Origin of the sequence: Primorskyibacter sp. S187A (genome assembly GCF_049800955.1) — a bacterium.
In the GTDB taxonomy this organism is placed as follows: Bacteria; Pseudomonadota; Alphaproteobacteria; order Rhodobacterales; family Rhodobacteraceae; genus JAKVBH01.
This window is the reverse complement of sequence record NZ_JBNAGA010000001.1, coordinates 814,425-834,571: the sequence shown is the minus strand read 5'-3', so window position 1 is coordinate 834,571 and position 20,147 is coordinate 814,425. Positions and strand designations below refer to the sequence as shown.

The following is a 20,147-nucleotide window of genomic DNA, read 5'->3' as shown; positions in this document are numbered from 1 at the left end:
CATAGTATCTTCGCAGGTGCAGCGCAACATAAATACCCCCAAGCGCAATCTTTTGTTCGAAAATTGCGCGTTGCCTTTTGGCAATGCAGCGCTAACGCCCTCCTGATAAGACGCAATCTGTGGAGAATATACTTGTAGAATTGACGTTGGCCCAGTGGTCGCTTTGTCTCGCTGTCGCCTTTTTGGGCGGAGCTGTCAAAGGCGTCGTGGGCTTTGCCATGCCGACGATCCTGATTTCCCTTCTGGGCGCGTTTTTGCCCCCACAGATCGCCTTGGCGGGGATGATGCTCCCCACGCTCATTACAAACGCCATGCAAAGCCTGCGCGGCGGGCGCGCGGCGGCGATTAAGGCCCTGCGACAGTTCAAGGTTTTCATGATCGCTGGTGCCTGCACGCTCGTCCTTGCGGCGCAGCTCTATGCCTTTTTGCCGCAATGGGTTTTGCTGGCCTCCATCGGCGGGCCCGTGGTTTTGTTCTGCGTCTTGCAGATCATAGGCTGGCGCACGGAAATCCGCGAACAACGCCGCGCCATCGAAGCCGGGTTTGGCGGCGTCGCGGGGTTCATCGGCGGATTGTCGGGCGTCTGGGGCCCGCCCACCGTGGCTTATCTCACGGCGCTCAACACCGACAAGGCCCTGCAAGTGCGCACACAGGGGATCGCGTTTGGGCTGGGCACCTTGCTGCTGATGGCCGCGCACGGGCCCTCAGGCGTTGTGCGCGCAGATACGATGACCTTCTCTGCCGCCCTTTGCATTCCCGGCGTTCTGGGCATGTGGGTGGGGCTGGCGGTGCAGGACCGGATCAATCAACAAACCTTCCGGCGGGTCACGCTCTGGGTGCTGCTTGTGGCGGGGGTCAATTTGTTGCGCAGGGCCTGGCTCGTCTATTGAGCCGCCGCGCAGACCCAGCCGGACAGCAGGGGATCGCGGTTATAGCGCTTTGCGAAAAACATGGATCACGATGACACTGCCAAGCAATTGCTTGCTCGTGATGCTCGATGGATCGGGTGTCCGTCGAAGTGCTTTAATCAAAGATGTCTTCCAGCACGTCAAACGCTTCTGAGAAAATCCTGCGCGCGAAGCTCTTTTTGGACTTCTTCTTTTTCTTGCCGCGTTTGAGTTCGCGCTCCCATAGTGCATTGGGCGTGACACCCTTGCTGCGTTTCTTGGGCTTGGGGTTGCGCTCGATCGGGTGTGATTTCGTGGCCTGCGTGCGCAGCATCTTCATGTCATGGAGCGGGGCGCCACAGGCCGCACAGCTCAGCTCATGCCGCTCAGAGCCTTTGAGAACAAGGGCGGCGCGCGTCCCGCAATAACAACATGTGGCAATCTTTGTATGGTGCGGCATCCGGGCCCTCCTCGATTGCCAAGAGATAGGTGCGCCGAGGCCGCTCTGCCAGAGGCTTCAGGGTCTGGCGGCGTAGAGCGCAACAGCGGCGGCGTTGGAGACATTGAGCGACCCAAAGCCCCCCGCGAAGTCGATCCGCACCAGCCCGTCACAGACCTCGCGCGTGCGTTGCCGCAGCCCCGGGCCTTCCGCGCCAAGCACGAGGGCCACAGCCCGATCCCGTCGCCCTTCCAGCGCGGCCTCGATTGTTTCTTCCGCCTCGCCTGCGAGCCCAAGCACAATCCAACCCATGGCCTGCAACTCGGCAATCGCATCAGCGAGGTTGCGCACGCGCAAGTAGGGCTGTCGCTCCAGCGCGCCGGAGGCTGTTTTCGCCAATGCGCCCGTCTCTGGCGCGGAATGATGGCGCGGGCCGATGACGGCGCGCGCGCCAAAAACTTCGGCAGAGCGCAGGATCGCACCCACATTATGGGGATCCGTGACCCGGTCCAGCAAGACCAGACGTGGCGCACCCTCCCCCAGCGCCACATCGGTCAGACTGCCCCAATCGAGCGGCTTGACCTCGAGCGCGGCGCCCTGATGCACGGAACCTTTGTCCAACGGGGCGTTGAATTTCCGTGGATCGACAAGCTCAGGCTCCAGACCGCCCGCGGCAATGGCATCGGCCAGTTTATCTGCGGCGTTCTTCGTCACGATCAGGCGCAGTTTCTCGCGGCGCGGATTGGACAGGGCATCCCGCACGGCATGCAATCCAAACAGCCAGAGGGTTTCGGCTGCCGCTGCGCGTTTGTCGCGTTCCTTGGCCACGACCCATGTCGGTTTTTTCGCCACGTTTCCGCCTCCAGATGTGATCCCTTCCCTTGCACGTCGCAGATCGCGCTTGGCAAGCGCAAATTCAGGCTAAATCGCTCTTGACCCCTTGGGGTGTGCAGAGTAATCCCACGCCTCAGTGGGCGACAGGCCGCAAGGTGTGGCAGGGGACTGTAACTCCCTCGCGGAGACGCACGCTAGGTTCGATTCCTAGGTCGCCCACCACTTTCCTGACATCGGTTGGTACGAGTCATACGGCTTACGAAGCACCGATAGCGCGCGTCTTGCCGTTTTGGATCAAGAGCGGCTGGAACGCGCCGGGCAGACAAGCTAGTCTTTCCGCAAGATCACCATCACAGGGGCCCGCCCGTGGCGCAGGAGCAGATATTCAACATCGCCTTCGTCGGTCAGGCCGGACGGTTGCAATACGAGGCCCTGATCCTTGCGGCATCCATCAAGGCGAGCATGCCGCGCTTCAAAGGCCAGGTCTTCTGCCTTGAGCCGCAGCCCGGACCATTGTGGGGCCGTGATCCGCGCATCACGGATGAGCCTGTGCGCAATATGCTGATCGAACTCGGCGTAACGTTTCTGCCCTTTGACAACAAGATATTTGGCGACAGCTACGTGCAGGGCAACAAAATCGAAGGGCTCCGCGCGCTGCCCGAGGGCGAGCCGTTTTTGTTTTTGGACACGGATACGCTGATCCTGAGGGACCTGCGCGAGGTTGGGTTTGATTTCGCGCGCCCTTCTGCGTCATTGCGGCGCGAAAACACCTGGCCCAAGACAGAGCTTTATGGGCCCGGATATGGAGCCATATGGAAATCGCTCTACGACAAGTTTGACCTCGATTTCGAAAGTTCGCTCGATCTCAGCCAACCCGATGAATTCTGGCGCCGGTATCTGTATTTCAACGCAGGTTTTTTCTTCGGCAGCTGCCCTCGCGTCTTCGGCGCCCTGTTTGAGGAATATGCAACAGCCATTCGCGATGATCCGCCGCGCGAATTGGTCTGTCAGGTCATGGATCCCTGGCTCGATCAGGTGGCACTTCCCTTGGTGATCCACGCTTTGGGAGGCAGCCGCGACAGCGCACAACATGGCATGATGGATGGTTCGCATCATTGTCACTACCGCACACTGCCCCTGCTCTACGCCCGCGAAAGCGATGCCGCTGTCGCCCAGCTGGAGAGCGTCGTGGCGCCGAACCGGATCAAGAAATTGCTGAAAGCCTATGAGCCGGCGTTGCGCATGATCTATCAAGGCCGCGGGGCCAAGGCGCGCGATCTGTTTGACCGCGATGTCCTGCCCCGCAAGGAACAAGCGATCCGCAACCGCCTCAAACGCGAAGGCTACTGGATGCGCTGACAAACAGGCTTTTTTCAGCGCTTGTTTAGCTTGATTTTAAGGCGCGCGCCACGGGCGCGCTCTCGATGCGCCCCTGTCGGGGCAGATGGGGGCGCTGCCCCCGGCCCTGTGGGCCTCCCCCGAGGTATTTGACGGCAAAAGAAGACTTGGAACGTTTGTTTTGGTTTGCCCATGCAAAATGGGGCGTGTGTTCTGAAATCTGCGCAATCTGGGTCTCGCACCCGATGCGTCTTCCCGGTAGGGTCTGGCTCAAATTCAGACGGAGGAATTCAAATGACCGATGGTCCCACCTACGGTTTCGATACGTTGCAAATTCATGCCGGTGCGCGGCCTGATCCGGCCACTGGCGCACGGCAAACGCCGATTTATCAGACGACGGCTTATGTTTTTCGCGATGCAGAGCACGCGGCCGCCCTCTTCAATCTGCAGGAGGTGGGCTATATCTACTCCCGCCTGACCAATCCCACGATTGCTGTCTTGCAGGAACGCGTTGCAACGCTTGAGGGCGGTGTTGGGGCCGTGGCCTGCTCATCTGGCCATGCGGCGCAGATCATGGCGTTGTTCCCTTTGATGCAGCCGGGCATGAACGTTGTGGTTTCCACGCGGCTATATGGCGGCACGGTCACGCAATTCAGCCAGACGATCAAGCGGTTTGGTTGGGAAGCCAAGTTTGTTGATTTTGACGATATGGACGCGGTCAAAGCTGCCATTGACGACAATACACGCGCGCTTTTTTGCGAATCCGTGGCAAATCCCGGCGGCTATATCACCGATCTGCGTGCTGCGGCTGACGTAGCGGACGGCGCGGGCATTCCGCTCATTGTCGACAACACCTCGGCCACGCCGTATCTGTGCCGCCCGATTGAACATGGCGCGACGCTGGTTGTGCATTCGCTGACGAAGTACCTGACCGGTAATGGCACGGTCACGGGCGGGATCGTCGTCGATTCGGGCAAGTTCGACTGGTCGGCTTCCGACAAGTTTCCCTCGCTCTCGGAGCCCGAGCCGGCCTATCACGGGCTACGCTTCGCGGAGACTTTCGGCCCTCTTGCCTTCACCTTCCACGGCATCGCCATTGGTCTGCGTGATTTGGGGATGACGCTGAACCCGCAGGCTGCGCATTACACCCTGATGGGAATCGAGACGCTATCGCTGCGGATGGAGCGGCATGTCGAGAATGCAGAGAAGATCGCGGCCTGGCTCGAAGGGCACGATGCCATCGACTACGTGACCTATGCAGGATTGCCCTCCTCGCCCTATTATGCGCGCAAATCGGAGATTTGCCCGAAAGGAGCGGGCGCGCTTTTCACCATTGCGTTGAAAGGCGGCTACGAATCTTGCGTGAAGTTCGTGGATAGTCTTGAGGTATTCAGCCATGTGGCCAATCTGGGCGACACGCGGAGCCTCGTTATTCACTCCGCCTCCACAACGCACCGCCAGCTGACGCCGGAGCAACAGGAAGCTGCAGGCGCCGCGCCCAATGTCGTGCGACTTTCAATCGGGATCGAGGATGCGGAGGACCTGATGCACGATTTGGATCAGGCTTTGAAAGCTGCATCCTGACATGGACCTGTGAACCTGACACGAGAGGTCGCCCTTGGGCGGCCTCTTTTTTTGCGCCGGAAGCTAGTTGCCCAATGCGTAGGTGATCGTCACCTGCGCGCGCAAATTGAGCTCCCCTCCCGCGACGGGCATGGCGCTGTCCATCGCCATACGCGCCTCTGCCATCATGGCAGGCCTCGGGGCAGCGGCCCCCGTTTCGACGATCCGCAAGACCTCTCCCAGAGAAACACCTGCGGCCTCGGCGTATAGCTCGGCTTTGGCGCGGGCATCGCGAACGGCTTCACGACGCGCCTCTGCTTGCGCAGGTCCCGGATCGGCCAAAGTGAAGCGAATCGCGGAAAACCGATTGGCGCCTTTGTCCAGCAGGGTTTGCAACGTCCGGCCCAGGGCGCTCATGTCACGCAGGCGGACCGTTACCTGATTGGTCGCCACAAATCCCCGGATTTCGGGAGGCCCCTGCTGATCGCGCAGCCGCTGCTCCCATCGCGGATCAAGGCGCAGAGACGTCGTTTGAATATCGCGCGCGGCGATACCCTCATCGACCATGGCCTCAAACAACGCGCGCACATCCCGCGACACGGCATCCATTGCGGCTTGCGCACGCGGCGCTTGATGGGTCACGCCAAATTGCACCTCGGCCATATCCGGCACAGCCAGGGCACGCCCCTCACCTGTCACAACGATGTGGCGGACCGTCTCTTGCGCCGCGCCAAAAGCGGGCCACATCGCCAAAAACAGAGCCGCCATGGCAAAAGACAAAAAGCGCTGTTTCATGGTGTTCTCCTGCTCAAACGCCTGCGCAGTGTGGCGGTTGGATCCGCGCCCGACAAGGCTGCTCCCTTTTTTCTCGGCAGGATACTGCTATAAAAGAAGAAAGCCCGTGGGCATGGTGTGCGGTTTTGCGTAGAGCTATAGCCCATAGTCTATGCGCTTTCGGGCGCGACCAGGTAGTTTGCAAAGGCCTCGCATGACGCCAGATTTCGCTCTTTCGCTGTCCTATAGCGGCATTGCCCTGCTGCAGCGCGCCGCCTCTTCAGGTGGCCCGGCACAGGGCTGGTACAGTTTGGGCGAAGTTGCGCTTGACGTCGAGGACCTGTCGGGCGCGCTCGCGGTGCTGCGCGAAGAGGCAGTGCCGAATGCCGATATCGACGGGCCCGAGGTCAAGCTGATCCTGCCCAATGAGCAGGTGAAGTACATCAACGTCCCGTTCGAGGGCGGTGATCCGATCGTGGCGGTGGAAAAGGCACTGGTGGGTGCCACGCCTTACCCCGTGTCGGAGCTGGTCTTCGACTGGCGGGTGTCTGACGGACAGTTGCAGATTGCGGCGGTCGCGCAAGAGACGCTGGATGAAGCAGAAGCCTTCGCCAACGACAATCGCTTCCTCCCGCTGGGTTTTGCCGCCATTCCAGATGGCACTGCCTTCGAGGGCGAGCCGTTCTTTGGACCCGCACAAGCCGCAATGACGCATCTTGCGCCGGGTGTGACCGTCGAGGGAGACGCGACAGCCATTTCCGTTCTGACAGGGCCCGCACCGGGCGCTGACACGATTGTGGCCGTTGAAGCGCCGGAGGAACCATCCGAACCCGACGCGGACAGACCAACTCCGGAGATCGATGGCAGCGCAGTGCCGACGGCTGCGGAGTCGCAAGTTGTCCCTGCGGAGGACGACGTCTCAGAGCCAGAGGCACCTGCGGAATTGGCGGCGCCCCAGGCAGATATCCTCGCCGATGGGATTGCCAACGTCGAGGAGGAAGCCGCAACGGTGGCAGACGCTGCGCCACCAGATGACGCAACACCAGAAGACACGCCCAGAACGCCAGACCTTAGCGCGCCCACGGATGTCCCGGACCCCGTGAAGCCGCTGGGCGAACCCATGGCAGAGGCGGAGCCGCCGGTGTCCTTTGCAAGCTTGCGCGCCGAACACGCGGGCGGCGAAGCGGAGATACCAGCGGTTGCAGCGCCAGATCCCAATGCCGAAGGCAAAACGCCCGGCCTGAGCGCGACACGGTCGGCCTCAGCCGAGGACGCTCCCGCAAAGGCCGCCGGTGCACAGGGCAGCATAGCGGCACGTCTTCAGGCTCAGGCGACCGCCAGTTTGCAACAGGACGATCTTGAGCCCGCAACCACCCAGCCAGATGGCGCCTCATCGGATGATACGGGCTCGTCCAGCGTCACAAGTGTGCTGGCGCGCGCGCAATCCGGCCTGGGCCGGGGGATTGGCTTTGTCAGCCGCCGGACAGCCGAGCTGCGCGCTTCTCGCAATGATCCCGGTGAAGCCCCCACCCCGCCGCAAAAACGCGGCGGCGCCGCCGCTGCACTGGCGGGTGGCAACCGGATGGACGAAGCGCAGCGCATGACGATGTTCGGCGCACGCCGGGATGCCAAGAAGGTGGAGGTTGGTGGCAAGCCGCGTTTCCTCGGGCTGATGCTGACGGCGGCACTGCTGGTGGTCTTGCTGGGGGTCGCGGCCTGGGCCTCGATCTTTGTGGACGAAGGGCTGGCGCGTTTCTTCCCCGGACGCAATGCAGAGCAACCTGCGACCGAAACGGCATTGAGCCAGCCTGTCGCCCCCGCCATTGAAGAGACCGCACCTGAGGCCACACCGGACACGCCGACCCTTGCCTTACCGCAGGCGCCCGAGGCAAACCCGGACGATGTTTCGGTGGCCAGCCTGACCCCGGGCCTGCCCGCGCCAGCGCAAGACAGTGAGTTGGGCAATGACACCCTCGGGCTCACCCGACCTCTGGGCTACGAGGCGCTCACGCCGGAAGAGGCCGAGGCGCGCTATGCGGCCACGGGCATTTGGCAGCGCGCTCCAATCCCGCCTGCTGACCTCCGGCCCGGTATTCTGGAAGACTTCTACATTGCCTCCATCGATCCAAACGTGACGCAGCAGGACGCGGTCGCCTTGCCGCCGGCGTCCGACCTCCTCGCGGATCAGGGGATCTCTCCCCAGGAACTGCCCCCGACGGCGGATCAACGGTATGACTTCGACGAACGAGGATTGATCGTTCCAACACCGGAAGGGTTGGAAGCGCCGGGTGGTTATCAATTGTTCAGTGGGCGGCCCAGCATCGAGCCGCCATTGCGTCCGCAGACGCGTCCTGTGGATCCAGAAAGCCCTGTGGTGACGATTGAGCCGCCACAGCTTGTGGCCCCCGATGGCCCGGTTGTCGTTGATCCAAGCCTGCGTGGTCTGCGGCCTGCGGCCCGCCCGGATGATTTGGCTGAGCTGAATGAACGGGCGGTTCTGGGCGGGGTCAGCCTTGCGGAGCTGTCGCGTATGCGGCCCAGGATCCGGCCACTGGTGGTTGAACGACAGGCTGCTCAGCAGCTTGAGCAGGCGGAAGCGGAACGCGTGGCCGCCGCTGTGGCCGCTGCGGTTGCCGCCGAAGAAGTGGCTGCCGCGGAACAGGCGCAACAGGAGGCCGAACAGGCCGCGCTGCCTGCCAGCCGTTTGGCCGTTATCAACTCTGCCGCACCGCGCACACGCCCCAATTCCATTGCCCGGATTGTCCGCCAGGCGGAACGGGATGCCGCCCGCGCAGAAACGCGCGTCGCCTCGATTGCGCCGCGCACAGTGCAACCTCCCGCCCCGTCGCGCTCCAGCGTGGCGCAAGCCGCAACCCAGCGCAACGCCATCAACCTGCGGCGCGTGAACCTGATTGGTGTCTACGGCAAACCCTCTGACCGCCGGGCTCTGGTGCGTCTGAAGAACGGACGGTTCAAGAAGGTCAAGGTCGGCGACCGGGTTGATGGCGGTCGTGTTCTTGCGATTTCCGACACACAGCTGCGCTACCAAAAGGGCGGTCGCAACGTGACGCTCGATCTGCCACAGAGCTAGCCGTTTTTTTCAACGCGCGGGCCCATGGGCCCGCACTGTATCCGTAAATGCGAGAGGGCTCTGCCCTCTTGGCCTATCGGCCAATTCACCCGAGGTATTTGAAGACAAAAGAAGGCATTAGCTTGCTTTGAGTTCGCCATTGGCGATTTGCTCGCGTTCGATGCTTTCGAACAAGGCCTGAAAGTTCCCCTCGCCGAAGCCGTCGTCGCCTTTGCGTTCGATGAACTCGAAGAAGATCGGGCCAATGACGGTTTTCGAGAAGATTTGCAGCAGGATCCGTGTCTCCCCGCCGTCAACGACGCCTTCCCCGTCAATCAGGATGCCATGTTTCATCATCCGGTCGAGGGGCTCGCTATGGCCCACCACACGATCCTTGCTCAGCGCATAATAGGTCTCTGGCGGTGATGGCATGAATTTGAGACCATTGTCGGCGATAGCATCGGTTGCGTCATAGATATCGCGTGCGCCGACGGCGATATGTTGGATGCCTTCGCCCTTGTATTTCTTGAGGTAGCTGACGATCTGGCCCGTTTCGCCGCGATCTTCATTGATCGGGATGCGGATACGCCCGCAGGGCGAGGTCAGCGCACGAGAATAGAGGCCGGAGAATTTGCCTTCGATGTCAAAGAAACGGATTTCGCGGAAATTGAAGAGATCGCCATAGAAGCGGAACCAGACATCCATGTTGCCTTTGAAGACATTGTGGGTCAGGTGATCGAGATAGTAGAAGCCGACCCCTGCGGGTTTGGATTGCGCGATCCATTCGAATTCATCGTTGTAAGGCGAGGTATCCCAGTATTGGTCTGTGAAGTAGATCAGGCTGCCGCCGATGCCTTTGATCGCGGGCCAATCGACGGTTTTGTCTGCTCCGGTGTAGGGCTCTGCGCCTTTTGAGATGGCGTGCTCATACGCCTGTTGCGCATCGCGCACCCGCCACGCCATGGATGGCGCACAGGGCCCGTGTTCCTCAACGAAGCGGGCGGCAAAGCTGTCTGCCTGAGCATTGAGGACGTAGGTGATATCACCTTGTTGCCAGAGCTCGATCTGTTTGGATTTGTGGTTGGCCACATGGGCATAGCCCATACGCGCGAAGAGCGTCCGCAATTCCTGTGGGTCGGGGTGGGCGAATTCGACAAACTCGAACCCATCTGTCCCGGCGGGGTTTTCGGCGGTGATGTCAGAGCGGGGTGCATCGTGTGGGAAGGGGCCCATGGCGCATGTCCTTTTGTCAGGCGTGGTGGAATTATGGGCATCTTACGTGCATCTTTCGGCATAATTCTCGCAAAAGCGCTCAAGTCACGCCGATTATTCACAGAGTTTGTGCATCTATTCGTATTTTCATGCGAGTATTGCGCATATGAATGATTCGACTGATATACGGCTTCTCGAGCTGTTGCAGAAAGACGCGACATTGACTTCGCAGGAATTGGGCGAGGTGTTGGGGCTCAGCCCGTCCCAGGCCGGGCGGCGACGGCAGCGTCTTGAGGCCGCGGGTCTGATCCGGACCTACACAGCGCGGCTCGATCCCGAAGCCCTGGGCCTCGCAGTTCAGGCCTTTGTGCAGGTTCAGCTTGGAGAACATGGCGAAAAGAATGCGCGCGCCTTTGCGAGACTGGTCGCAACGCGACCGGAAATCGTCTCCGCGTTCACCCTGACAGGCGATGCCGATTACCTGTTGAGGGTTTATTGTGCAGATCTCAGCGCATTGAACACCCTGATTCACGAGGTTTTGCTTGCCGAGCCTTGCGTTGCGCGCGTGACCAGTCAGATTGTCATGGATCAGGTCAAAGCCGACGCCCCCCTACCCCTCTGACTGCGGAGCCCATTGATGGAAACCTTCCTGTACCAAGCCTCCATATTTCTGGCTGCAGCAGTCATTGCTGTTCCGATTGCCGCGCGGCTTGGGCTTGGGTCTGTTCTGGGCTATCTCGCGGCGGGTATCGTCATCGGGCCAGTTCTTGGTCTGGTGGGCGGGCATGATGCGGAAGAAATCCTGCATTTTGCGGAGTTTGGCGTCGTTATGATGCTCTTCCTGATAGGTCTGGAGCTGGAGCCGCGGGCGTTGTGGGATATGCGCCACAAGCTCATCGGGTTGGGCGGATTGCAGATCAGTCTGACCATGGGGCTGATCGCAGGCGGGGCGGTCTTGTTGGGGCAAAGCCTGTCTGTTGCCATCGCAATCGGCATGATCTTCGCCCTCTCCTCAACCGCTATTGTGCTGCAAACGCTCTCGGAAAAGGGACTGATGCAAACGGCGGGCGGGCGGTCCACGTTCTCCGTTCTGCTCACACAGGATATTGCCGTGATCCCGATGCTTGTGGTCCTGCCATTGCTGGCTGTGGTCCCCATGGCGGAGTTGACGGCGGATGGCTCCATCCAAAGGGTCAGTGATGCGGCAGAGCACGGCCACGGCGGCATGTCGCTGGTGGAAGGGTTGCCGGGCTGGGGCGTGGCCATGGTCACGCTGGGGGCCATTGCCGCCATTGTCCTGACAGGGATTTACGCCACGCGCCCCGTCTTCCGCTTCATCCATTCCGCGCACCTGCGCGAGATGTATACCGCGCTGGCGCTGCTGATCGTTGTGGGCATTGCGTTTTTGATGAAACTTGTCGGCCTCTCGCCCGCGCTTGGCGCGTTTCTGGCGGGTGTGGTTCTCGCAAACTCGGAGTTTCGACACGAACTTGAGGGCGATATCGAACCCTTCAAAGGCCTTTTGCTGGGCCTCTTTTTCATCACTGTGGGGGCCGGGATCAACTTTGCGCTCCTTTTTGCCGAGCCCCTTCTGATCCTCGCGCTGACGCTCGCTGTCATGCTGGTCAAAGGGCTGGTGCTCTACGGCTTGGCCATCATCTTTGACCTCAAGGGGCGCAATCGTTGGCTCTTTACGCTCGGGCTGGCGCAGGCGGGGGAATTTGGCTTTGTGCTGATTTCCTTCTCGATCCAGCAACGCGTCCTTGATGGGACGCTGGCGCAGAAGCTTCTGCTGATCGTGGCGCTCTCCATGTTGATCACACCCCTGCTGTTTTTGTTCTACGATCAACTGGCCCGACGCCTCGAAGATCTCGTTGAGGCACCGGCGCCCGACGAGATTGATGAGCAAGGCACCGTGATTATCGCGGGCATCGGACGCTTTGGGCAAATCGTGAACCGTCTGGTGCAATCGGTGGGGCACAAAACGGTCGTGATGGATCACGATCTGCAAACCATTGAATTGATGCGCCGTTTTGGATTCAAAGGGTTCTTTGGCGATCCGACACGCCCGGAGTTGCTGCATGCGGCGGGCTTGGGTCAGGCGGATGTTTTGGTGGTGGCCCTTGATGACAAGGCCTCCGCCACGCGGCTTGTGACCTATGCCCGACGTGAACGACCGGACATCCATATCGTGGCGCGGGCGCGTGACAGAACCCATGTTTATGAGCTCTATCAGGCAGGGGCCAATGATATCGTGCGCGAGCTGTTTGACAGTTCGCTGCGCGCAGGGCGCTATGTTCTGGAAAACATTGGCCTCACGGATTACGAGGCGGCTGAGGCGGAGCGGACATTCTATCAGCATGACAGATACGCGGTGCGTGAGCTGGCTGAGGTCTGGAGACCCAATGTGCGCTCAGCGGACAACCCCGATTACGTGGCCCGGGCCAAGGAGTTGGAGAAGGAGCTGGAAGCCTCACTGCTGGCCAATCTGGAGAACCGGGACAATACCGCTGCGTGAGCCAAATCTCGCCAAAACACGCATAGCGCGAAAAACAGCCTTGATCCGACCGACGACTGTCGTACGATCATTGGCATTTCAAACCTGCGCTGGCTGCCATCGCATTGCTTCGAATGAGCCCGCGCTCATTTAGAGAGAGATGTTATGGCCTTCTTTTCGCGAAGCTTTGTCCTCCCCCTGTCGCCGGAAAACTTTGTCGGATCAATCGGCGTTACCGATACACTGGACTACACTGGCCCTTCGACGCGCAACCTCAGCATTGATCTGTCGACCGGATCCTCGCGGATCTTTGACAACGAGGATTCCGTCACCACGATCACCGGAACCACAATCTGGCGGTTACTGGTTGAGGATCAACACAGCTCGATCGAGCAAGTGCTTTGCGCGGGCGGCGGCGACAAGATCGTCGGCAATGCCTCGGGAAACTTGCTCCTTGGTGGCGGCGCGACGGACGATCGGTCTGTCGGCGTGGGCGTTGTGCGCGACGGGAGCCCGAATTTTCAACGCATCGAGGCGGGGCTCAACTCGCTGGCACTGTCACACAACGAAATCCATGGCGGCGGCGGCCGCGACATGATCATCGGGGATTTGAACGTGCAGGAGATTGTGCCCGAGGATGCTGTAGGCACGCAGGGTTTTTTCCGGGATTTCTGGATTGATCAGTTCGGCGCGGCATTTGATCGGCTTTTCGGCGATTCCGGCGAGGACACATTGGCGCCTGGCGCAGGTCTCAATGATGAGCTGACCGGCGGGAGCGGCAGCGATCTGTTTGTTTTTGACCGCTCCAATGGCACCTACAACATCATGGATTTCGAGGATGGCTGGGATGTCATTGTCATCGCGGATGAGAGCGCAGACGCGTTCAGCGCGCTGACAATTAATCAGGACGGCGACGATGCGGTGGTGACATTTGGTGATACGGAGATCACCTTCCATGACACAGAGAGCGCCCTTCTGGGCGCGGGCGATTTTGCCTTCGTCTGACCTGACAAATACAAAAAGCCGCGCGCCCTTGCCGGGCGGCGCGGCTTTCCAAGATTTGCCAGGGCTGCGCGATCAGGCGGCAGCGCGCGAGATCAAAACGTCGCCAATCTCCTTGGCCGCGGCAACCTCATCGCCCCCTGCCACCGCAGCGACCTCGCGCGTCAAACGCTCCAGAGCCGCTTCATAAAGCTGACGTTCCGAGTAGCTTTGCTCACGTTGATCGTCGCTGCGATGCAGATCACGGACCACTTCGGCAATCGCAATCAGATCGCCGGAATTGATCTTTTGCTCATATTCCTGCGCCCGACGGGACCACATGGCCCGCTTGACCTTGGCCTTGCCCCGGAGCGTCGTCATCGCCTTGGAGATCACATCCGGGCTCGACAACGAGCGCATGCCAATCTCCGTCGCCTTGTGGGTCGGAACCCGCAACGTCATCTTGTCCTTCTCAAATGAGATGACAAACAATTCCAGCGCAATGCCCGCGATTTCCTGCTTCTCGATCGACACGATCTGGCCCACACCATGGGCGGGATACACAACAAATTCATTCGGACGGAAATCGAGTTTTTTGGCTTTCGACATGTGCGATAGGCCCTTTCTACTGGACGTTAACTATTTTCGGCTGGCGACAAGAAATCCGGACGGGGATGAGGCATCTCCGTATCCGATCAAGGTCGTTTTATCGAAACTCGTGTATTTTCCTGAGCTTGTCTGCTCTCGCTAAGCCGTGATTTCGATGATTATAGCAGAAAAATGGCCCCAGTGCCAGCGAACGTTGGGTCAGCACGCTAGAAGGCCTTAAAAGTCAGAGCTTTAGCGCGCATCCTTGACCTATTCACAGCCCAGAGCGCGACGAATCGCTTATCCGCCTTCGCCAGCCGCTTCGGAGAAATGCGTCTCAAGTTTGCCCGCTTGACCATCCAGCGCCTCTGCGTCGGGCAGAGGGTCTTTCTTGGTGATGATGACAGGCCACATCTCGGAATACTTGCGGTTGAACTCGACCCATTTCTCCATATCCGGCTCGGTATCGGGCCGAATGGCATCTGCCGGACATTCAGGCTCGCACACCCCGCAATCGATGCATTCGTCGGGATGAATGACGAGCATGTTTTCACCTTCGTAAAAACAATCCACCGGGCAGACTTCTACGCAATCGGTGTATTTGCAGGCGATGCAATTGTCAGTGACGATGTAGGTCATGGGAGGCCGTCTTTAGATGTCAACTTAAGCTGACGTATCCTCTGGAGCAGGATCATTCAAGCCCACGGGCCCGCAACTCTGACAAGGTGCGACGATCTCGCTTGGTTGGCCGCCCTCCGCCGTCAAAGCGCGGCGCGGATGCTGCCTGTTTTTCAGGCACCGGGGGGGACATATCTTCGTAGAGCGCTTGGGCTTCCGGGGCTGGTCCCCGGCGCGTCCCGCAGGCTAGGAGCTTCACGATCCGGACGCGGCGCCCTGCTGTGAAGGTCAGTACATCGCCCGGCGCGATGGTGCGCGCGGCCTTGGTGGTCCGTGTGCTGTTGACGCGGACGCCTTCATTGACGGCTTTGGCCGCCAGTGCGCGCGACTTGAAAAACCGTGCTTGCCAAAGCCATTTGTCCAGCCGGATTTTCTCTGGCCCGGCTGGACCCGACGGCTTCTCTTCAGAAGAGCCCGTCACTTATCCTTGAGCGCCGCGAGGGCTGCGAAGGGATTGTCGGGATCGATGGCTTTTTCCCTTTTGGGCTTGGCCGAGAACGTGCGCGGGCCATCGTTGCGGGGCTTGCCTTTGCCGCCCTTTTGCGGGCCTTTGCCGCGCGGTTTGCCTTTACCCTGCCCCTGACGTTGCTGGCCCTGACGACGTTCGCCTTGCGGGCGCTGCCCACGCGGGCGACCCCAGCGGAACGTGTAGAAGACTTCCATCTCAGGACCCGTCTCACCCGCAGCCTCTGTCGCCGCCTCGGTCGCGGTTTCCGGCGTTTGGGCAGCCTCAGGGGTTTCCGTGGCTTCGGAAGCGGGCGCGGCATCGGCTTCGGTCATATCTGCTGGCGCGGCGGTGTCGGCTGCGGCGGCGTCTTCGACCGGCGCAGCCTTTGGTGCGTCCGCCTCGGCAGCAGGTTGGGTGTCGGGCTGAGTGTCGGGCACAACCGCCCGGACTTTTTCGCGCTCGCCGCGCTCTGCCTGATACCCCAAGCCGCCCATGAGGTCGGCAAATTGTTCCAGCGTCATGCCTGTAATCGAGAGCATGTCAGCCGAGGCCTCAAAGCCGGCCCGTGTGTCCTGCGCCCGGATCAAGTCAGCCAAGCGCTCCAGCATATCGATGCGGATCGCGCGCGCTCCCGCCGTGCGATACCCCGCCATCGTATCCGCGCCATGCTCCATATCCGGCACACTGGGAACCGTCACCAGACCGGGCGGCGGCGCTTCGGGAAAGGTATCGAGCCCCTTTGAGAGCGACCAGAGCACCAGGCGCAACCGGGTCGGCGCGGGCTTGAGCAGGAGCGGCATGAAAATCGTGAACTGACCAAAGCGCACACCATGTTTGCGCAGCGCGCCGCGGGCATCCTGATCCAGTGCCTTGACGTCATCGGCCACATCGGCCCGCGGCAGGACGCCAAAGTTCTCGACCAGACGGAAGGCAAAGCCCTTGGCCAATCCCGAAAGCGTCTCATCGCGGCCCATGGCAATCATCGGCTCGAAGAGCGCGGCCACTTTGCGGTCGATGAAATGGGTCAAACGCCGTTTGACCTTCTCGGCTACATCCGTGCCGGCCTCCTCATCCACGAAAACCTTGATCTCGGGCTTGAAGGGCTCGGAGCCGGGCGCCAGCCGCCCGACGGCTTCGCTGCCCCACATCAACCCACCTTGCTCGGTGAAATCGATCTCGGTATCGGGCGCGTTGTAAAACCGATCCGCGCGCAGGTGGAAATGCGGGGTCAGGGCCTGCATCGCCGCCTGCTGGATCGTCTTGGCCTCTTGGCCGCTCGCGTCTTTGTCTGAGCGGAAACGGAACCCTTCGAGACGGCCGACGAATTCGCCCTCAACCGTCACTTCACCTTTGTCATTCACTTCGGCCAAGAGGGCCTCCTTTTGCTTGAGCCGGCGCAACAGCACTGAGGTGCGCCGGTCCACGAATCGTTGGGTCAGGCGCTCATGCAGCGCATCTGACAGCCTGTCTTCTACAGCGCGCGTCTCTCCGCGCCAATGCCCGGTATCGCTAACCCAGTTTTCCCGCTGAGCGACATAGGTCCAGGTGCGAATAAAGGCGAGACGTTTCGAGAGTGTGTCAATATCGCCATCCACCCGGTCAATCCGCCGGATTTGGCGGGCCAGAAAATCATCGGGCACCTGCGCGCCTTCGTGTAGATAGGCGAAAATCTGCATCAAGAGGTTGGCGTGTTCGGCATGGCTGATCCCGCGGAAATCCGGAATCCGGCAAACCGACCACAGAAGCTTGACCGCCTGCGGCGAGGAGGCCCGCGCGAAGGTCTCGTCATCCTGTGCCAGCATCTTGAGCGCGCGCAGATCGTCGGCCTCGCGCGCTTTTAGCAACCGCTCATCGCCTGACGGGGCCTCCAGCGCGGCAATCAGGCGGTCCACTGTGCCGAATTCCAGCCGCGCATTGCGCCACTGGAGTTTGGAGAGCGGCGTGAAGCGATGATCACAGATGGCGCGCGCCACCTCGTCATGCAATGGCGGCGCTTCGCCCGTGACCCCGAACGTCCCGTCACGCATGCCCCGCCCCGCCCGGCCCGCGATCTGGGCCAGCTCATTGGGCGCCAAAGGCCGCATCCGGCGCCCGTCAAACTTCGTGAGCGAGGAAAACGCCACGTGATGCACGTCGAGATTGAGCCCCATGCCGATGGCATCAGTGGCCACGAGATAATCCACATCGCCATTTTGGTAGAGATCGACCTGCGCATTGCGCGTGCGCGGCGAGAGCGCACCCATGACGACAGCCGCCCCGCCCTTTTGGCGCCTCAGAAGCTCGGCAATGGCATAGACGTTTTCCACGGAGAAGCCGACGATGGCGGAGCGCGGTTGCAGGCGCGAGATCTTCTTGGAGCCAGAATAGGCCAGCTGGCTCATCCGCTCGCGGCCAATAAACTCTACGTCGTCAATGAGTTCCGCAATGGGCCCGCGCATGGTGGCCGCGCCTAGAAAGAGGGTCTCATGGGTGCCGCGCATGCGTAAAAGACGGTCGGTAAAGACATGGCCGCGTTCAGGATCGGCGCAGAGCTGAATTTCATCGACCGCCACAAAGTCCGCGCCCATGCCCTCGGGCATCGCTTCTACAGTGCAAACCCAATATTGCGTGCGCGGCGGAACAATCCGCTCCTCGCCCGTGACCAGTGCCACAACGGACGGGCCACGGATCTCCACGATGCGATCGTAGACCTCGCGGGCAAGCAGCCGTAACGGCAGGCCGATGACGCCGGATTTGTAGCCCAGCATGCGCTCAATCGCATAGGTCGTCTTGCCTGTATTGGTGGGGCCCAGAACCGCTATGGTTCTTCCCTGCATCTGACGTGGCCCCCCGCCGGTCTTCCCGGGCACGCTGGGTGATGTTTGCTGCATCACAGCACATGCGCGCGCCCTGAGGTCTTCTCTGGTCTCGGACCAAGCGCCGGCTGGCCGCCGCTGGCCCCTCGTCTTACAGCTCGCGCCCGAACGCTTCGCCTTCGGTACGTTCCAAGCCTTTTTGAGCCTCTTCGTCATGCGGATGCAAGCGCAGCACCATCTCGTAGGCCTGATGTGCGCGTTTTGCATCACCCAAACCCTCGAAAATGGTCGCCAATCCGCGCATGGCGCCAAAATGGTTGGGGTTCAACGCCAAGGCCTGCTCCAGATCACCCAGCGCAGGCCCTATGAGATCGGCGCGAAAATAAGCGATGGCGCGGGTGTGGTAGGCTTCGGCGAAATCAGGCGCGTGATCGGCCAGCGCCGTGAGGTGCTCTATGGCCAACCCCCAATCCTGCACATCGATGGCATCGCGCCCGCGTTTGAGCAGGAAATCCATCGAGGCTGATCCGGATTTTGACCAAAGGTTAACGATTTCCCGTTCGATCCGCGCGACGGCCTCGGGCTCTGCTTCTTGCAAAGATTGCAAAAGCTCCGCCTCTCCCGCGCTCAAAGGTAAGGAAAACATGACTGTGGCGCAAAGTGCCGCCACGCTACATTTGAGTTGATGCTTAATCGTGCCCATAGTCATGAGCGTAGCGCATCACGCAAGAAATGCCAGATGCGACGGATCAAAGGAGCGTAACAAACATGACAGATATCGTGGCAAGCGCCGTAGCGGCCTTGAACGAAAAAATGGGCGGTGCAGGTTTTGATGGCCTGGCCAAGTTCGAAATCATCGGCGAAGGCGCCGTGATGATCGACGAAGACGGCGCGCGCGCAGGCGATGAAGAGGCCGACGTGACCTTGTCCGCCGATGCGGAGACCTTCCAGGGCATTCTTGAAGGTGATGTTAACCCAACAGGTGCATTCATGACAGGCAAGCTCAAGGTCGATGGCGACATGGGGCTTGCAATGAAACTGGGCACTGTACTGAGCTGATCGAGATGAACATGACCCCTGCTCCCTATTTTGAAGGCATGGCCGATGCGCCTGCGGGCGGCGCCTGTCATTGGCTGGAGACGTCTGATGGCGTGCGCATCCGCGCAGGACATTGGCGCAAGGATGGGGCGCGGGGGAGTGTTCTGATCTTCCCGGGTCGGACGGAATATGTCGAGAAATATGGCCCGATCGCGCGCATGCTGCATGGGATCGGGCTGTCCGCCATGGCGGTGGACTGGCGTGGCCAAGGGATCGCAGCACGTCTGCATGCCGATCCGCGCGCCGGTCACGTGGAGCATTTTTCCGATTATCAGAAGGACGTCGCAGCTTATGTGGCACATGCCCGGGATCTGGGCATGCCCGAGCCCTTCTACCTTCTGGGCCATTCCATGGGCGGCTGCATCGGTCTGCGTGCGCTGCATGAGGGCCTGCCCGTGGCGTCTGCCGCCTTTACCGCGCCCATGTGGGGCATTGGCCTCTCGCCGATTTTGCGCCCGACCGCCTGGGCCGTCAGCTGGGCCACCGAGAAAGTGGGGCTCTCCCATCTATATACACCTTCGACCGGGGCGGCCTCTTATGTGGCCACTGCCGACTTTGACGACAATACGCTCACAACCTGCCCCGACATGTTCGACTTCATGAAGAGGCAGGTGCTCGAGCAAAGTGATTTGCAGCTGGGCGGGCCGTCAATTCGGTGGTTGCGCGAGGCGCTGATCGAATGCCGGACCCTGGCCGCCATGGCGTCACCGGCGACGCGCTGCGTGACGTTTCTGGGCTCCAACGAACGCATCGTGGATCCCCAACGCATCCATGACCGTATGGCCGCCTGGCCCAATGGCGAGCTGGTTGTGATGGACGGGGCAGAGCATGAAGTGCTCATGGAGCGCGCAGACCGCCGCGACGCGATCATTGCGCGCCTCGACGCCCATTTTCAGCCGGAGCACCAAGACGCGTCCAATGGAAGCCATTGCGCGGGCGTGTGAG

Annotated in this window: 18 protein-coding genes and 1 tRNA gene; 10 read left to right on the top strand and 9 right to left on the bottom strand. The window is 60.8% G+C overall.

The genetic code is table 11. The features are described 5' to 3' along the window. Positions 1-182 precede the first annotated feature (182 nt). Positions 183-890, top strand: coding sequence for a sulfite exporter TauE/SafE family protein (locus tag ACP15S_RS04265; protein ID WP_425038335.1), 708 nt, complete (start codon positions 183-185; stop codon positions 888-890). A 133-nt stretch (positions 891-1,023) separates the two neighbouring features. Here the strand turns inward: ACP15S_RS04265 and ACP15S_RS04260 are convergent, their stop codons facing one another. After that, a complete protein-coding gene (locus ACP15S_RS04260; protein WP_425038334.1) occupies positions 1,024-1,347 on the bottom strand; it encodes a hypothetical protein in 324 nt (107 codons plus the stop codon). Positions 1,348-1,404: 57 nt separating this feature from the next. Continuing rightward, positions 1,405-2,178: a 23S rRNA (guanosine(2251)-2'-O)-methyltransferase RlmB gene (gene rlmB / locus ACP15S_RS04255; RefSeq protein ID WP_425038333.1), complete on the bottom strand. Its 774-nt coding sequence runs from the start codon at positions 2,176-2,178 to the stop codon at positions 1,405-1,407. Between the two features lie 120 nt (positions 2,179-2,298). On the opposite strand from rlmB, the gene ACP15S_RS04250 reads away from it, so the two are divergent. From ACP15S_RS04250 to ACP15S_RS04240, 3 genes are all read left to right on the top strand, one after another. Continuing rightward, a tRNA-Tyr gene (locus tag ACP15S_RS04250) sits at positions 2,299-2,382 on the top strand. Between the two features lie 144 nt (positions 2,383-2,526). Next, positions 2,527-3,519 (top strand): hypothetical protein, encoded by a 993-nt coding sequence (locus tag ACP15S_RS04245; RefSeq protein WP_425038332.1) that lies wholly within the window; start codon positions 2,527-2,529, stop codon positions 3,517-3,519. Between the two features lie 273 nt (positions 3,520-3,792). After that, complete coding sequence (locus tag ACP15S_RS04240; RefSeq protein WP_425038331.1) at positions 3,793-5,082, top strand: O-acetylhomoserine aminocarboxypropyltransferase/cysteine synthase family protein; 1,290 nt, start codon at positions 3,793-3,795, stop codon at positions 5,080-5,082. 63 nt (positions 5,083-5,145) lie between these two features. Here the strand turns inward: ACP15S_RS04240 and ACP15S_RS04235 are convergent, their stop codons facing one another. Beyond that, positions 5,146-5,856, bottom strand: coding sequence for an SIMPL domain-containing protein (locus tag ACP15S_RS04235; RefSeq protein WP_425038330.1), 711 nt, complete (start codon positions 5,854-5,856; stop codon positions 5,146-5,148). Positions 5,857-6,049: 193 nt separating this feature from the next. Between ACP15S_RS04235 and ACP15S_RS04230 the strand changes: the two genes are divergently transcribed. Next, a complete protein-coding gene (locus tag ACP15S_RS04230) occupies positions 6,050-8,926 on the top strand; it encodes a hypothetical protein (RefSeq protein ID WP_425038329.1) in 2,877 nt (958 codons plus the stop codon). Positions 8,927-9,043: 117 nt separating this feature from the next. On the opposite strand, the gene hppD is transcribed toward ACP15S_RS04230, so the two are convergent. Continuing rightward, positions 9,044-10,138, bottom strand: a complete 1,095-nt coding sequence (gene hppD / locus ACP15S_RS04225; RefSeq protein WP_425038328.1) for a 4-hydroxyphenylpyruvate dioxygenase — start codon at positions 10,136-10,138, stop codon at positions 9,044-9,046. A 145-nt stretch (positions 10,139-10,283) separates the two neighbouring features. On the opposite strand from hppD, the gene ACP15S_RS04220 reads away from it, so the two are divergent. From ACP15S_RS04220 to ACP15S_RS04210, 3 genes are all read left to right on the top strand, one after another. Beyond that, on the top strand, positions 10,284-10,739 hold the full coding sequence (locus ACP15S_RS04220; RefSeq protein ID WP_425038327.1) for an Lrp/AsnC family transcriptional regulator: 456 nt from the start codon (positions 10,284-10,286) through the stop codon (positions 10,737-10,739). A gap of 15 nt (positions 10,740-10,754) precedes the next feature. Then, on the top strand, positions 10,755-12,635 hold the full coding sequence (locus tag ACP15S_RS04215) for a monovalent cation:proton antiporter-2 (CPA2) family protein (protein ID WP_425038326.1): 1,881 nt from the start codon (positions 10,755-10,757) through the stop codon (positions 12,633-12,635). Between the two features lie 144 nt (positions 12,636-12,779). After that, the gene (locus ACP15S_RS04210; RefSeq protein WP_425038325.1) at positions 12,780-13,619 is read left to right on the top strand and encodes a hypothetical protein; all 840 of its coding nucleotides are present in this window, start codon (positions 12,780-12,782) and stop codon (positions 13,617-13,619) included. Between the two features lie 72 nt (positions 13,620-13,691). Here the strand turns inward: ACP15S_RS04210 and ACP15S_RS04205 are convergent, their stop codons facing one another. The 5 genes from ACP15S_RS04205 to ACP15S_RS04185 form a co-directional block, all read right to left on the bottom strand. Continuing rightward, a complete protein-coding gene (locus ACP15S_RS04205; protein ID WP_425038324.1) occupies positions 13,692-14,204 on the bottom strand; it encodes a CarD family transcriptional regulator in 513 nt (170 codons plus the stop codon). Positions 14,205-14,483: 279 nt separating this feature from the next. Continuing rightward, the gene (gene fdxA / locus ACP15S_RS04200) at positions 14,484-14,822 is read right to left on the bottom strand and encodes a ferredoxin FdxA (protein ID WP_425038323.1); all 339 of its coding nucleotides are present in this window, start codon (positions 14,820-14,822) and stop codon (positions 14,484-14,486) included. A gap of 52 nt (positions 14,823-14,874) precedes the next feature. Beyond that, complete coding sequence (locus tag ACP15S_RS04195) at positions 14,875-15,282, bottom strand: RNA-binding S4 domain-containing protein (RefSeq protein WP_425038322.1); 408 nt, start codon at positions 15,280-15,282, stop codon at positions 14,875-14,877. Continuing rightward, on the bottom strand, positions 15,279-18,125 hold the full coding sequence (locus tag ACP15S_RS04190) for a helicase-related protein (RefSeq protein WP_425038321.1): 2,847 nt from the start codon (positions 18,123-18,125) through the stop codon (positions 15,279-15,281). Before ACP15S_RS04190 ends, ACP15S_RS04195 begins: the two co-directional genes overlap by 4 nt. A 130-nt stretch (positions 18,126-18,255) precedes the next feature. Continuing rightward, positions 18,256-18,750 carry a tetratricopeptide repeat protein gene (locus ACP15S_RS04185; RefSeq protein WP_425038320.1) on the bottom strand — a complete coding sequence of 165 codons (495 nt, stop codon included), beginning with the start codon at positions 18,748-18,750 and terminating at the stop codon, positions 18,256-18,258. Between the two features lie 122 nt (positions 18,751-18,872). Here ACP15S_RS04185 and ACP15S_RS04180 point away from each other — a divergent pair, with 122 nt between their 5' ends. Both ACP15S_RS04180 and ACP15S_RS04175 read left to right on the top strand, forming a co-directional pair. Further along, positions 18,873-19,163, top strand: a complete 291-nt coding sequence (locus ACP15S_RS04180; protein ID WP_425038319.1) for an SCP2 sterol-binding domain-containing protein — start codon at positions 18,873-18,875, stop codon at positions 19,161-19,163. An 11-nt stretch (positions 19,164-19,174) separates the two neighbouring features. After that, positions 19,175-20,146: an alpha/beta fold hydrolase gene (locus ACP15S_RS04175; protein ID WP_425038318.1), complete on the top strand. Its 972-nt coding sequence runs from the start codon at positions 19,175-19,177 to the stop codon at positions 20,144-20,146. The last annotated feature ends 1 nt before the right edge of the window (position 20,147 follow it).

Coding starts and splice junctions, on each gene's coding strand:
- ACP15S_RS04220 (WP_425038327.1), top strand. CDS start 10,284: ATGAATGATTCGACTGATATACGGCTTCTCGAGCTGTTGCAGAAAGAC.
- ACP15S_RS04215 (WP_425038326.1), top strand. CDS start 10,755: ATGGAAACCTTCCTGTACCAAGCCTCCATATTTCTGGCTGCAGCAGTC.
- ACP15S_RS04190 (WP_425038321.1), bottom strand. CDS start 18,125: ATGCAGGGAAGAACCATAGCGGTTCTGGGCCCCACCAATACAGGCAAG.
- hppD (WP_425038328.1), bottom strand. CDS start 10,138: ATGGGCCCCTTCCCACACGATGCACCCCGCTCTGACATCACCGCCGAA.
- ACP15S_RS04230 (WP_425038329.1), top strand. CDS start 6,050: ATGACGCCAGATTTCGCTCTTTCGCTGTCCTATAGCGGCATTGCCCTG.
- fdxA (WP_425038323.1), bottom strand. CDS start 14,822: ATGACCTACATCGTCACTGACAATTGCATCGCCTGCAAATACACCGAT.
- ACP15S_RS04240 (WP_425038331.1), top strand. CDS start 3,793: ATGACCGATGGTCCCACCTACGGTTTCGATACGTTGCAAATTCATGCC.
- ACP15S_RS04205 (WP_425038324.1), bottom strand. CDS start 14,204: ATGTCGAAAGCCAAAAAACTCGATTTCCGTCCGAATGAATTTGTTGTG.
- ACP15S_RS04175 (WP_425038318.1), top strand. CDS start 19,175: ATGACCCCTGCTCCCTATTTTGAAGGCATGGCCGATGCGCCTGCGGGC.
- ACP15S_RS04180 (WP_425038319.1), top strand. CDS start 18,873: ATGACAGATATCGTGGCAAGCGCCGTAGCGGCCTTGAACGAAAAAATG.
- ACP15S_RS04185 (WP_425038320.1), bottom strand. CDS start 18,750: ATGTTTTCCTTACCTTTGAGCGCGGGAGAGGCGGAGCTTTTGCAATCT.
- ACP15S_RS04235 (WP_425038330.1), bottom strand. CDS start 5,856: ATGAAACAGCGCTTTTTGTCTTTTGCCATGGCGGCTCTGTTTTTGGCG.
- ACP15S_RS04210 (WP_425038325.1), top strand. CDS start 12,780: ATGGCCTTCTTTTCGCGAAGCTTTGTCCTCCCCCTGTCGCCGGAAAAC.
- ACP15S_RS04260 (WP_425038334.1), bottom strand. CDS start 1,347: ATGCCGCACCATACAAAGATTGCCACATGTTGTTATTGCGGGACGCGC.